The organism is Cohnella luojiensis, assembly GCF_004564235.1.
GTDB lineage: Bacteria > Bacillota > Bacilli > Paenibacillales > Paenibacillaceae > Cohnella > Cohnella luojiensis.
The window spans coordinates 42,381-54,859 of sequence record NZ_SOMN01000026.1 but is presented as its reverse complement, the minus strand read 5'-3'; the positions used below and the strand labels follow the sequence as shown (position 1 = coordinate 54,859).

Here is a 12,479-nt window from a genome sequence, read left to right as displayed (position 1 = left end):
AAAACAATATAACAACTAGACTAACGGGGGAGGGTCGCCAAAATGCCGGAATATAAAGTGCTGATCGTTGATGATTCCCCTTTTATGCGCAAGGTGTTCAGCGATGTGATCGATGCCGACGCTGCATTTAATGTATTGGCAACGGCTTCTAATGGCAAAGAAGCCGTGGACTTGGCGATCAAGCTTAAGCCGGACATTATTACCATGGATCTGGAAATGCCGCATTGGAATGGGATCGAAGCCTTGCAACGAATAATGGCCGTTCAGCCTACTCCGGTAATCATGCTCTCTGCGGTAACGGATAACGGGACAAGGGATACCATTAAAGCTCTTCAATGCGGAGCGGTCGACTTTATTCGTAAGCCGGACGGTGCCGTTAAGCATGATATCCGTCAAGTCGGAGAGCAGCTTTTAGAAAAATTACATATTGCATTGGAAACGATGAGCAGCGGCTCGTTGCGAATGCTGCCGGCCGTGGAGGAAAAAGCGGAAGTCGTCGTTCCATCTCCTCCTCCGACTCCGTCGGAGAAACCCGAGCCGATCCGTCGTGCCGAAGCGACCTTACGCAAGCTGTCGACGGATGGGACCAGACCTCCTTCCGAATCCGAGAGAGCAAAGAAGAATCCGGAAGGGATACAGCGCGCGCCTGATGGGCTGATGGACAAACGTATACCGCGAACCGGGTCATCATCGCAGCCGGTTTCTAACAACGGACTACCGAAAGTTAATGCGATAGAGCCGAAGCTCGGTAAAGAGATTGTACAGAGGCAAGAGTTAAAGCCTTCTCCGGCGGTCGCGAATCATGAAACCTCAACTAAGAAAACGCCTAAAGCGACGGTAAATATGGAGAAACCGGCTCAAGCTATTCCTCCTGCTGCTTCTGCAGTTGCTCCAAAAGTCACTACCAACTTTACTCACTTAGTGGCAATAGGTACTTCAACGGGGGGGCCGCGCGCTCTTCACGAAGTCCTTACCGGCATACCGTCGGATTTCCCGGCACCCATCCTGGTCGTCCAGCATATGCCGCCTAAATTTACGCACTCGCTGGCGCAAAGACTAGATAACTTTTGCAGCATCCACGTCCGGGAAGCGGTTGATGGCGAGGCAGTAGAAACGGCGACGGCTTATATCGCCCCCGGCGGCAAGCATATGTCGCTAGCGAAGGATGCAACCGGCAAATACCGCATCAGATTGTCGGAGGAAGGTCCAAGGGCCGGCCATATGCCATCCGTTGATGTATTGTTCGAATCCTTAATCGGGCACCAGCAACTAAAAAGGCATGCCGTGCTTATGACTGGGATGGGCAGCGACGGGGCAAAGGGAATGAAGGCACTGCAAACGGATGGTGCTTCAACGACGATAGCGGAAGCTGAGCAAACCTGCGTCGTATACGGCATGCCGCGCTCCGCCGTAGAGTTAGGCGCCGTTTCCCATCAGCTCCCGCTTCAAGCCATCGCCCCTGTTCTAATACAGGAAGTGAAAACCCGAAAATCCTAATTTAGATTATGGAAGTTCAGCCAACAAGGAGGTGTCCGGCACGTGGAAATGAATCAATATATGTCCATCTTTATCGATGAGTCTAACGATCACTTGCAATCTCTGAACGAAAATATGCTTCGGCTGGAGCAACAGCCGGAGGATATCGGCATCGTGCAAATTATCTTCCGTTCCGCGCATACGCTGAAGGGAATGTCGGCGACGATGGGATTTGAAGATCTCGCGGCTTTGACGCATGAAATGGAAAATGTACTGGATCTCGTTCGTAACAGCAAGCTTAGCATGAATGGCCAGATTTTCGACACGTTATTCAAATGCTTGGATGCTCTTGAAGCCATGGTTCAAGATATTATCAATGGCGGAACGGGCAAAGGCGATGTCGCGGATTTAGTAGAGCGGTTAAAAGCGATCGTCAAGGGGGATGTCAACGGCAGCGGTGTCGTGAAAGCGACGGTTCCGGCGGCTGGATTATCCGCTTCGTTAGTGTTGGATCAATATCAATTGTCCATCCTTAGCCAATCCTTGGAAAGCGGCCATAATGCGTATTACATTGAAGTCAAGGTACGGGAGGATTGTTTGCTTAAGGCCGCCCGTGCATACATGGTATTCGACGTGCTGGAAAGAAACGGCGAAGTGGTCAAAGCTTATCCTTCCGTTCAAGAGATCGAGCAAGAGCAGTTCGATCGCAGTTTCTCGGTCTATTACATTACTCAAGCCGAGGAAGGTTTGCTTCGCGACCAAATCTCGCGAGTATCCGAGATCGAATCAGCCATATTAAATGCCGTTGATCGTGCATCGCTTGAAGAATTGGGACGCTCCCAAGGCGAGGCGGAGAAAGCCGTTGAAGCGGCGATTAAGGAGTCCGCGGCCACTGTAGCCATTTCTACACCTCCACCCGTTTCCTTAGTTTCCGCAGCGGATAGCAATGCAACCCGGCCAGCAGCGACGAACGCTGGCAATGCCGCGCCCCGCACGATTCGCGTCGATATCGAGCGTCTCGATTCGTTGATGAATCTCTTTAGCGAATTGTTAATCGATCGAGTTCGATTGGAGCAGCTTGCATCCGAGGTTAGGCGCAATGACTTGACGGAAACGGTCGAGCATATGGCCCGAGTCAGCGCGGACCTCCAGAATATCGTTCTTAAGCTGCGGATGGTTCCCGTGGAAAGCGTCTTTAACCGGTTTCCAAGGATGGTCCGGGATTTAGCGAAGTCGTTGGATAAGAAGGTTGATCTGGTAATCGTCGGAGCAGAGACGGAACTGGATCGCACCGTTATCGATGAAATCGGCGACCCGCTCGTTCATCTTATCCGTAATGCGGTCGATCATGGCATCGAGTCGATCACGGAACGAGTCAAGCTCGGCAAGCCAGAAGTCGGAACGGTTCATCTAAGGGCTTTCCATAGCGGTAATCACGTCTTCATCGAGATCGAAGAGGACGGTAAGGGAATCAATCGTCCGAAGGTGTTGGAGACGGCTATCAAGCGTGGCGTAATCACAGACGAGGAGGCGAAGAACCTCACCGACGACGAAGTCAACATGCTCATATTCGCGGCTGGCTTCAGTACCGCGGACAAAGTATCCGATATTTCCGGCAGGGGCGTCGGGCTCGACGTGGTCAAATCGAAAATATCCTCGCTGGGCGGTCATGTTGCCGTTCACTCGACTTTGGGGGCGGGAACTAAATTTTCGATTCAATTGCCTCTCACGCTATCGATCATTGCCGCTATGCTCATCAAGCTTGGCTCCGAGAAATATGCGTTTCCGCTATCTTCAATCGTAGAAACAGGATCCGTCAAGAGATCGGAAATACGTACGTTGCATGGAAATCGCATAATCGATTATCGTCAATCTATCATTCCGGTCGTTTCGTTGGCTGCTCTGGTACAGTCGCCGGATTATCGCGATGACGAAGAGGCGGAAACGGAAATGCTGGTCGTCCGCAAAGGGGACAAGCTTGCCGCTATATTGGTTGACGAATTTATCGGACAGAGCGAGATCGTATTGAAACCGTTAGGCAAATACTTAGCCGGCAGCCTAGACGTCGTCTCCGGGGCAACGATACTAGGAGACGGCCAAGTTGCATTAATCGTAGATCCAAACGCACTTATTAAGTAAAAACCGGACTCAAGGGAGGATTTATTCCATGGCAGAGGAATTGAAAGTCATTGTCTTTACGTTAGCGCATGAAGAGTACGGTATCGAGGTAGACAAAGTTCGCACGATCGAGCGGATGGTTCCGATTACGAGAGTTCCGAAAACCCCTGCATTCGTTAAAGGCGTTATCAATCTTAGAGGAATCGTTATTCCGGTCATCGATTTACGCGGTCGTTTTGGGCTTGCCGAGACGGAGATCACGGAGAATTCCCGGATCATTATCGTAGCGGCGAACGATCTGGAGGTTGGCTTCATCGTAGATTCCGCGAACGACGTTATGGACGTGATGAGCGATGCTATCGAGAATCCGCCGGAAGTGCTTGGAGGAATCAAAGCCAAGTACATCAGCGGGGTAGCTAAGATCGGCGATAGCCGTCTATTGATTCTATTGAATTTGGTAGAAGTGCTCAGCCGCAACGAAATTATTCAATTAGAACAGTTTGGGGAATAAGTCGGTGAATCTCTTCAAGAATGACGCGGATTTCAAGATGGACGTACTCAGGGAAGTCGGAAACATCGGCGCAGGCAACGCGGCGACCGCATTGTCGACCTTGCTTAATAAACCGGTAGATATGGCGGTTCCGACCGTAAGCCTGCTGCCGTTCGAAGCGATTGCCGAGCGGGTCGGAGGAACGGAAGCCGTCGTTATTGCCATCTTCCTTCGCGTTGAAGGCGATGCTCCCGGCAACATGTTCTTCATCATTAACAAGGAACCAGCTCGACGTATCTTGCAAGGGTTACTGGGCTTTAATGCCGCCGAGAACGATAACTACAGCGAATTGGAGCTATCGGCACTTAACGAAATCGGAAATATCCTGGCAGGCTCTTACTTATCCTCTTTGGCTGATTTTACGGGACTGCATATGTCCCCGACGGTTCCTTCTCTTGCGGTGGACATGGCAGGCGCGATTTTAAGTTACGGTTTACTCCAATTCGGCACGATGGGCGATGATGCTTTGCTTATCGATACGACTTTTCTTGAGGGTCATCAAGAAGCGGAAGGACACTTCTTCCTCATACCCGACCCCGAGTCGTTCGACAAACTTTTCCGTGCGTTGGGAGTGCCGCTCTAATGACGGAAGGCACCCTTATCAAGGTAGGGATGGCTGATTTAAACATTGCCGAAGGAGGGGCGATGCTCAGAACGACCGGCTTGGGGTCCTGCGTAGGCCTTACTCTATTCGACCCTATTCTTCGGATCGGCGGGATGGCGCATATTATGCTCCCTTCATCCGATATTGCCCGCGAAGGTCAGTTGAACATCGCCAAATACGCGGACACTGCCGTTCCGGAGCTCCTGCGGCGTATGACAAGCAAGGGGGCGGTAACCGGACGGCTAATCGCGAAAATGGCGGGAGGAGCGCAAATGTTCGCTTTAGTGGGCGCGGCTGATACGATGCGTATTGGTCCACGAAACGTGGAAGCGACGAAGCAAGCGTTGGAATACTTCTCGATCCCTCTAGTATCCGAAGATACCGGAGGCAATTATGGACGAACGGTGGAATTGAGCAGTCAAACCGGAGTGTTCAGCATACGAAGCGTGCAGTTCGGAGTAAAGGAGATTTAAGATGGTAGGTTCCTGGCGCTTAAATGTCGGATTCGGCGGGTTCGGCGCATTATTGACCTTTATGTTCTCGCTGTCGAACAATCCTCTAGGAACGACTTTTATGCGCAGTTTGTATGCATTTATCGTATTTGCTGCTTTAGCATTGGTCGTAAGAATCGTATTGGGCCAGATCCTAAATCCGGCGAAGAAGCCTGATTCAATCGAGTCTACGGAGAATGAACGCGGCGCAGTGCTAGATATTACGACTCCCGATGACGATTCCTTGTCGGAGATGATGAAGGAACAGTGGGCGGACGGCAAGGGAGAGCCGGTTAAAGGCTTCCAGCCGCTCACGCCCAAGCGATTGGTGTCGCTTGACAATCCCAATCCGGAGGAAGTGGTTCAGGCGATACGTCGTCTGACGGACGAATAAGGATGGTGAGGCTAAAATGGTCGATCAAACACGTTCCCGGTTATCCCATCAAGATTTATGGCAGCGCTGGAAAGAGGACGAGGATCCGGATGCGAGAAAGCTTCTGATCGAGCACTATTTGCCACTCGTGGATTACGTGTCCAGTCGAATGGCGGTTGGCTTACCGAAGAACGTAACGAAAGACGATCTGGCGAGCAATGGGGCCATGGGCTTGATCGATGCTATCGAGAAGTTCGACTATCGACGGGGGCTCCAATTCGAAACCTATGCCTCTTGGAGAATTCGAGGCGCTATCATCGATGGTCTTCGGCAAGGAGATTGGGTACCGCGGTCAGTTCGCGACAAAGCGAAAAAAATGGAGGACGCTTATGCGATACTGGAACAGAGGAATTTACGTTCTGCTTCGGATGACGAGATATGCGCCTATTTAAATATTAGCGAAAAAGACTTTCAACAAATGCTTCAAGAAGTCGCGGTAGCGGCGGTATTTTCCCTGGAAGATCCCATCCGGGAGGAAGAGTCCGAAACGAGAATGTCCCTCTTGGTGGACGATAAAGCGGTGAGTCCGGAATCGAAGGTACATGAAACCTACCTGAAGGACTCCTTGAAATACGGAATAGAGAAATTAACGGAAAAAGAACGCACCGTCGTTTCATTGTTTTACTATGAGGATCTGTCTTTGAGCGAAATTGCGGAAGTAATGTGCTTGTCGCCTTCGCGGATATCGCAGTTGCACTCTAAAGCGATATTGAGGCTCAGGGGAGCTCTTGCCAAACAAAAGGAACAGCTGCTTCAGAATGGATAATGAAGGAGGCGCGAAATAATGCCTGACAATGGATCAATGCCATTGGAGGAATGTCTGCAGGTAACGATTTCCGAAGATAAGATGCAGGCTTACTTGGTTTTCAAACGCGTTGAAGATGATCTTAAGTTTAATTCACGTCAATTAGAGCAGTATTTATCCTCTCAAGGGATTAAGTATGGCTTACAGTCGGACACCCTGTATTTAATCGCTCAGAAGCCGCAGGATTTTTTCTTTACGCAAAATGTAGTCGCCGTGGGAACTCCGCCTAAGCCGGGAGTGGATGGTTTCGTTAACGTCCTATACGACGAGTCTAGCGAAGATAATAAGCGGCCGACGGAAAAAGAAGACGGAAGCGTGGATTATAAAGAAGTTAAGCAACTGGCTAACGTGAAAGCAGGCCAGTTGATCGCGGAAAGAGTGCCTCCTCAGCCCGGTGCCCCGGGCAAAGGCGTGACGGGAGACGAAATCCCTCCGCGGGAAGGGAAAGAGGCTCATTTCAAGGTCGGCAAGAACGTGGTCGTCAATCCCGAGCAAATCGCCATGTACGCCGCCATTGACGGACTCGTAACGAGAACCGATAAAGATAAGCTGAACGTATTCCCCGTTTACGAGGTTAACGGGGATGTAGATTATAATATCGGTAACATCGATTTCGTAGGCACCGTCGTGATCAGAGGGAATATTCTAACCGGTTTCCGGGTGAAAGCGTCGGGAGACATTCGAGTAACCGGCGGGATAGAAGGAGCGGAAGTGGAGTCCGACGGCTCGATCGAGATTTCCGGCGGCATTATCGGAAGCAACAAAGGATATGTAAAATCCGGCCGTAATATTCGTTGTTCCTTTATCCAGGAGGGGAACGTCATTGCGGGCGAGGATGTTCTGGTTTCCCAGAGCATCATGCATTCGAACGTACGCGCGGGAAAAACGGTTAAATGCATTGGAGCTAAAGGTCTTATCGTGGGAGGTACCGTACAGGCCGGAGACCGCGTCACCGCGAGAATGATCGGAAATTCCATGTCGACGGCAACGGTGATCGAGGTTGGCGTGCGACCGGAGCTTCGTCAAGAGCTGGGCGAATTAAGAACGACCATGCGCCAGCTAGCCGATAACATGGACAAGTCCGAGAAAGCGCTCGTTATGCTTGACCAGATGGCCTCCATTGGCCAATTGTCCCCTGACAAGCTTGCGCTAAGGATAAAGGTTACCGCGACGAAACGCCAAACCTTAGAGGAACTCGCTGCCGCCAAAGAGCGCGTGCTCGAGATCGAGAAAACGCTCGAAGATGCCACGACGGCGCGAGTCGACGCGGTACATACTCTCTGGGGCGGAACGAAAATCGTCATCGGCAGGTATACCCGATTCGTTAAAGACGGTTCCCAAAGAGTTTCCCTCCGTTTCTCGGACGGAGACATCGTCATGGTTCCTTTCAACTGATTCTAGGTGAAGGAGCCTCTCTTCATTTTAAACCATCGAGGTGAATCGCTTTGAGTTACAAGTCGATCGATTTGCAAGCTTCTTTGCCCCGCACGTTAGAGATGTCTCCTCTGCAGCATCAACAGCAGCAGCGTTCGGCCACCGAGCAGTCTTTGCTGGGACAACAGGTCGTTAAGAACGCGGAGCAGCAAGCCAAGCGCAGCGCGAAGATGGAATCGACCTCGAACGGAACGATCTCGGAGCGGCAACCTCGCAATCGCAACAAGCAATCATCTTCTTCCAATAAACGATCCCATGAACAAGCTCCGGATGAAAGCAAGGTCTCGGAGCACCCGTACAAAGGGAAGCATATCGATTTCATGGGATGACGTAGAAGTAAGAGGCAGTAGAGAGGGGAATAAAGGTGAGTCCTTGGTTAGCCGTTGTATTGTTAGGCGTAGCGATCACCGGGTATGCATGGTTGATGCCCAAGACGAACGCCCGAGACAAGGAAAAGGAATTCGAGAGCGAGGCGGCATACACTCAGTTGCTTGAGGATCTGGAAACGGAAAATCGCGAACTGTTCGATGCGGTTGCCAAGTTTAAGCGGGAGCAGGACGAGACCGTCGACAAATTAGGGCGGCGCATCGTCGATATGGAACAACAGATGAAAATGTGGACGGAGCAGGCGGTCTCGGTCAGCGTTCCAACAGAGATACAATCGGGGCTTCAAGCTCCAGCCGTAGAAGCTCTTTCTCAAAGTCCATTGCCCTATGTGGCAGTTTCGCTGGAGACCGAGGCAGCGGAGATGGGGAATGATCTCGTCGCAGGGGAAATAGATGTCCCGCCGACCACCATTCGCGGAAGATATCCTGAGCTGCTGGAGATGCATGATAAAGGCAGATCGGTAGAACAGATCGCCAAAGCGATGGGCATGAACAAGGGCGAGGTGCAACTCATCTTGCAGCTCGTGCGTCGGGAGGAACAGCAGCATGCGTAAATATCGGAGTTGGTTGATGGGATTAGGAATCGGGCTGATTATCGGAGCTTCCATGCTGCAGTTAATACAGCTTGCCCAGGAACAGGCCGTCATGGTGGCCGAGGAACCGATCACTCGGGAGCAATTGAAAGATGAGGCAGAGAAGGCGGACTTAGTGCTGCTAACGGAAGAACAATTGGCCGCGAAGGTCGAGAGTGCGGTCTCGGCCGCCCTGCAAGACGAAGCTCCGAAGACGCAGGGCGAATCCGAAGGCAACAAGGAAACGAATTCCGCCCTTAAACCACCAGAGCCTTCCAAGGATCCCGAACCTAAGACGGCGACATTGAACGTGACTTATGGAATGACCCTCACGGAAGTGGCGGATGAGCTGAAGATGTTAGGCGTCATCGAAGATGCCGAAGACTTCATCTATGTAGCGAGTTCGATTGCCAAAAAAATGAGCGTTGGAAAATCAACGTTTACTGGCAAGCCGACTTATAAAGCGATTATGCAAGAGCTCACTCGCGAGAAATAGCGATATATTGATGATCTACCATTGCGCGAAGGTTAGCGATATGGTATATTATTTTTCGGTGTAAAAAACACACGCATTTCAATTTCGCTGACGGTGCTTTTCTCGTGTGAAACGAGAAGAGTTTTGGCGAAAGAAGCGAAATGCGGCGGAGATTCACCAAAAACCACTAGGAGGTGCAGGAAGATGGCAGTCATTTCCATGAAACAACTGCTCGAAGCAGGGGTACATTTCGGTCACCAAACACGTCGTTGGAACCCGAAAATGGATAAGTACATCTTTACTGAACGTAACGGCATTTACATTATCGATTTGCAGAAAACGGTTAAAAAGGTTGACGAGGCTTACAATTTCGTGCGTCAGCTCGGAGAGAACGGCGGAACGATGCTGTTCGTAGGAACGAAGAAGCAAGCTCAAGATTCCGTTAAGGAAGAAGCTGAGCGCAGCGGCCAATACTACATCAACCAACGCTGGTTGGGTGGTACGTTGACGAACTTCTCCACGATCCAGAAGCGTACGGACCGTTTGCACCAATTGGACAAATGGGAACAAGACGGCACGTTCGAAGTGCTGCCCAAGAAAGAAGTTATCATTCTCCGCAAAGAGAAAGAGCGCCTCGAGAAATTCCTCGGCGGCATTAAAAATATGCGCAAATTGCCGGACGCTTTGTTCATCATCGATCCTCGTAAAGAGCGTATCGCCGTTGCCGAAGCTCGCAAGCTAGGCATTCCAATCGTAGGAATCGTTGATACGAACTGCGATCCGGACGAAATCGACTACGTTATCCCAGGTAACGACGATGCAATCCGTGCCGTTAAGCTGTTGACGGCTAAGATGGCAGACGCGATCGTAGAATCCCGCCAAGGCGAAGAAACAACGGCTTAATAGCCAAGGCATTCATAAGGACACAATCAAAGGGTGGTCAGAAGAGAACCTTCTCACCGCCCTTTTTTTCAAAAAATAGATGAGCATCCCTTATAGAATCAAGTTTAAGGGAGCCAATACTTAGGAGGAATCCACGTGGCAGTAAATGCAGCAGACGTTAAATCTCTCCGTGAGAGAACCGGAGCAGGTATGTTGGATTGTAAGAAAGCATTAGAGGAAGCGAACGGCGATTTGACGAAAGCAGGCGAGCTTCTTCGCGAGAAAGGCCTAGCTGCGGCAGCTAAGAAAGGCGATCGTATCGCCACCGAAGGCGTAGTAGAATCCTACATTCACGCCGGCGGACGTATCGGCGTTCTTGTTGAAATCAACTGCGAAACGGATTTCGTAGGCAAAACGGATCAATTCCGCGCGTTCTGCAAAGACATCGCTATGCAAATCGCGGCAGCTAACCCGAAATACCTGGCTCGCGAAGAAGTATCTCAAGCCGAGCTGGACAAAGAGAAAGAAATTCTCCGCAACCAAGCTCTTAACGAAGGCAAACCGGAGAAAATCGTCGATAAAATGGTTGAAGGCCGCATGAATAAATACTACGAAGAAAACTGTCTCTTGGAGCAAGCGTTCGTTAAAGATCCGGACAAAACGATCACGACGCTGCTTAACGAAAAAATTGCAGCTATCGGCGAAAAAATCTCCATCCGCAGATTTGCTCGTTTCGAGCTAGGCGAAGGCTTGGAGAAAAAAGTAGACAACTTCGTAGAAGAAGTTATGGCTCAGGTCAAACATTAATAATAACGAAATTAGGGGGCACAGTGTGTTCCCTATTTTTTAAACTCAAGACATGATGGAGGTACAAAACGTTGGAGCGTCCCGTTTATAAACGTGTGGTATTAAAGGTGAGCGGCGAGTCGTTATCCGGTCCGAACGGCTACGGCATCGACGCGACGACCATCTTGTCGATTGCGGAGCAAGTCAAAGAAGTCATTTTGCTCGGAGTAGAAGTGGCGATCGTCTGCGGCGGAGGCAATATCTGGCGCGGAATCGCAGGCAGTCAGAAGGGAATCGACCGCGCGACGGCGGATTACATGGGCATGCTGGCAACGGTGATGAACTCTCTCGCGTTGCAAGACGCATTGGAGCAGATGGATGTTCCTAGCCGGGTGCAGACGTCGATCGCCATGCAGCAAATCGCGGAACCGTACATTCGCCGCCGCGCGATCCGTCATCTCGAGAAGGGACGCGTCGTCATTTTCGCGGCGGGAACGGGCAACCCGTTCTTCTCCACCGATACGACCGCTGCGCTTAGAGCGGCCGAGATCGAGGCGGAAGTTATCCTGATGGCGAAGAACAAGGTGGATGGCGTCTATAGCGCCGATCCGTTCAAGGATGACACCGCCGTGAAATACGAGCAACTGACCTACATGGATGTATTGAATAAAAACTTAGGCGTTATGGATTCAACCGCTTCCTCGCTTTGCATGGACAACAATATTCCGCTCCTCGTGTTCGCGATTACCGAGAAAGGGAATATTAAGCGTGCCGTAATGGGCGAGAAAATCGGTACCATAGTGAAGGGGAGTATCGACTAATGCCGCAGGGAATCAAGAAAGACGCGGAAGAGCGTATGGAGAAAGCGTTGGGCGCGTTGAAACGCGACCTGCAAACCTTAAGGGCGGGCCGCGCTTCGGCTGCCATGCTGGATCGGATTCAAGCGGATTATTACGGTACGCCTACGCAGGTTAACCAGATGGGCTCCGTTAACACGCCCGATTCCCGTACCATCATTATCACGCCTTGGGACAAAACAGCTTTGTCCGCCATCGAGAAAGCGATCCAGAAATCGGATCTCGGGCTGACTCCTGCTAACGACGGCTCGATTATTCGCCTGAACATTCCGCCGCTTACGGAAGAACGTCGCGCGGATCTGGCGAAATCGACGAAGAAATTCGGCGAAGAAGCCAAGGTGGCTATTCGCAACATTCGTCGCGATGCCAACGACGAGATCAAGAAAAAAGAAAAGGGCGAGATTTCGGAGGACGAATCCCGTCGTCATCAAGATGACGTTCAGAAGATAACCGACCGTTTTGTCGCCGAAGTGGACAAAATCCTGGTCGCCAAAGAAAAAGAAATCATGGAAGTTTGATTCGAGTTCGCAAGGCCCCTCCGAAAGGTGGGGTTTATTCTCTTTTGGTTAGCTAGCGGGCGAGCATTGTCCGCTATTAGGGGGAAGGACCA

General features: G+C 50.9%; 15 protein-coding genes. All 15 read left to right on the top strand.

Translation table 11 applies throughout. The features are described 5' to 3' along the window. Positions 1 to 42: 42 nt before the first annotated feature. The 15 genes from E2980_RS16385 to frr all read left to right on the top strand — a co-directional run bounded on the left by E2980_RS16385 (position 43) and on the right by frr (position 12,387). Positions 43 to 1,497, top strand: a complete 1,455-nt coding sequence (locus E2980_RS16385; RefSeq protein WP_240703058.1) for a protein-glutamate methylesterase/protein-glutamine glutaminase — start codon at positions 43 to 45, stop codon at positions 1,495 to 1,497. A 42-nt stretch (positions 1,498 to 1,539) separates the two neighbouring features. Next, on the top strand, positions 1,540 to 3,615 hold the full coding sequence (locus E2980_RS16380) for a chemotaxis protein CheA (protein ID WP_135153255.1): 2,076 nt from the start codon (positions 1,540 to 1,542) through the stop codon (positions 3,613 to 3,615). A gap of 28 nt (positions 3,616 to 3,643) precedes the next feature. Beyond that, the gene (locus E2980_RS16375) at positions 3,644 to 4,105 is read left to right on the top strand and encodes a chemotaxis protein CheW (protein WP_135153254.1); all 462 of its coding nucleotides are present in this window, start codon (positions 3,644 to 3,646) and stop codon (positions 4,103 to 4,105) included. A 37-nt stretch (positions 4,106 to 4,142) separates the two neighbouring features. Beyond that, entirely contained in the window at positions 4,143 to 4,727 is a 585-nt protein-coding gene (locus E2980_RS16370; protein ID WP_420808655.1) for a chemotaxis protein CheC, read from the top strand. Then, positions 4,727 to 5,221, top strand: coding sequence for a chemotaxis protein CheD (locus E2980_RS16365; RefSeq protein ID WP_135153252.1), 495 nt, complete (start codon positions 4,727 to 4,729; stop codon positions 5,219 to 5,221). The genes E2980_RS16370 and E2980_RS16365 overlap by 1 nt, the downstream gene beginning before the upstream one ends. Position 5,222: 1 nt before the next feature. Beyond that, complete coding sequence (locus E2980_RS16360) at positions 5,223 to 5,633, top strand: hypothetical protein (RefSeq protein ID WP_135153251.1); 411 nt, start codon at positions 5,223 to 5,225, stop codon at positions 5,631 to 5,633. A gap of 16 nt (positions 5,634 to 5,649) precedes the next feature. Then, positions 5,650 to 6,438 (top strand): FliA/WhiG family RNA polymerase sigma factor, encoded by a 789-nt coding sequence (locus E2980_RS16355; protein ID WP_135153250.1) that lies wholly within the window; start codon positions 5,650 to 5,652, stop codon positions 6,436 to 6,438. Positions 6,439 to 6,456: 18 nt separating this feature from the next. Beyond that, positions 6,457 to 7,872: a DUF342 domain-containing protein gene (locus tag E2980_RS16350; protein WP_135153249.1), complete on the top strand. Its 1,416-nt coding sequence runs from the start codon at positions 6,457 to 6,459 to the stop codon at positions 7,870 to 7,872. Between the two features lie 50 nt (positions 7,873 to 7,922). Further along, the gene (locus E2980_RS16345; protein WP_135153248.1) at positions 7,923 to 8,240 is read left to right on the top strand and encodes a hypothetical protein; all 318 of its coding nucleotides are present in this window, start codon (positions 7,923 to 7,925) and stop codon (positions 8,238 to 8,240) included. 35 nt (positions 8,241 to 8,275) lie between these two features. Then, entirely contained in the window at positions 8,276 to 8,851 is a 576-nt protein-coding gene (locus tag E2980_RS16340) for a hypothetical protein (RefSeq protein WP_135153247.1), read from the top strand. Then, positions 8,844 to 9,365, top strand: a complete 522-nt coding sequence (locus E2980_RS16335) for a hypothetical protein (RefSeq protein ID WP_135153246.1) — start codon at positions 8,844 to 8,846, stop codon at positions 9,363 to 9,365. Before E2980_RS16340 ends, E2980_RS16335 begins: the two co-directional genes overlap by 8 nt. Before the next feature lie 183 nt (positions 9,366 to 9,548). Continuing rightward, positions 9,549 to 10,247 carry a 30S ribosomal protein S2 gene (rpsB, locus tag E2980_RS16330; RefSeq protein ID WP_120976280.1) on the top strand — a complete coding sequence of 233 codons (699 nt, stop codon included), beginning with the start codon at positions 9,549 to 9,551 and terminating at the stop codon, positions 10,245 to 10,247. 135 nt (positions 10,248 to 10,382) lie between these two features. Beyond that, on the top strand, positions 10,383 to 11,033 hold the full coding sequence (tsf, locus tag E2980_RS16325) for a translation elongation factor Ts (RefSeq protein WP_135153245.1): 651 nt from the start codon (positions 10,383 to 10,385) through the stop codon (positions 11,031 to 11,033). Positions 11,034 to 11,104: 71 nt separating this feature from the next. Next, the gene (pyrH, locus tag E2980_RS16320; protein ID WP_135153244.1) at positions 11,105 to 11,833 is read left to right on the top strand and encodes a UMP kinase; all 729 of its coding nucleotides are present in this window, start codon (positions 11,105 to 11,107) and stop codon (positions 11,831 to 11,833) included. Further along, positions 11,833 to 12,387, top strand: a complete 555-nt coding sequence (frr, locus tag E2980_RS16315) for a ribosome recycling factor (protein ID WP_135153243.1) — start codon at positions 11,833 to 11,835, stop codon at positions 12,385 to 12,387. Before pyrH ends, frr begins: the two co-directional genes overlap by 1 nt. The last annotated feature ends 92 nt before the right edge of the window (positions 12,388 to 12,479 follow it).

Coding starts and splice junctions, on each gene's coding strand:
- E2980_RS16355 (WP_135153250.1), top strand. CDS start 5,650: ATGGTCGATCAAACACGTTCCCGGTTATCCCATCAAGATTTATGGCAG.
- rpsB (WP_120976280.1), top strand. CDS start 9,549: ATGGCAGTCATTTCCATGAAACAACTGCTCGAAGCAGGGGTACATTTC.
- E2980_RS16360 (WP_135153251.1), top strand. CDS start 5,223: ATGGTAGGTTCCTGGCGCTTAAATGTCGGATTCGGCGGGTTCGGCGCA.
- E2980_RS16350 (WP_135153249.1), top strand. CDS start 6,457: ATGCCTGACAATGGATCAATGCCATTGGAGGAATGTCTGCAGGTAACG.
- frr (WP_135153243.1), top strand. CDS start 11,833: ATGCCGCAGGGAATCAAGAAAGACGCGGAAGAGCGTATGGAGAAAGCG.
- E2980_RS16385 (WP_240703058.1), top strand. CDS start 43: ATGCCGGAATATAAAGTGCTGATCGTTGATGATTCCCCTTTTATGCGC.
- E2980_RS16365 (WP_135153252.1), top strand. CDS start 4,727: ATGACGGAAGGCACCCTTATCAAGGTAGGGATGGCTGATTTAAACATT.
- E2980_RS16375 (WP_135153254.1), top strand. CDS start 3,644: ATGGCAGAGGAATTGAAAGTCATTGTCTTTACGTTAGCGCATGAAGAG.
- E2980_RS16335 (WP_135153246.1), top strand. CDS start 8,844: ATGCGTAAATATCGGAGTTGGTTGATGGGATTAGGAATCGGGCTGATT.
- E2980_RS16370 (WP_420808655.1), top strand. CDS start 4,143: ATGGACGTACTCAGGGAAGTCGGAAACATCGGCGCAGGCAACGCGGCG.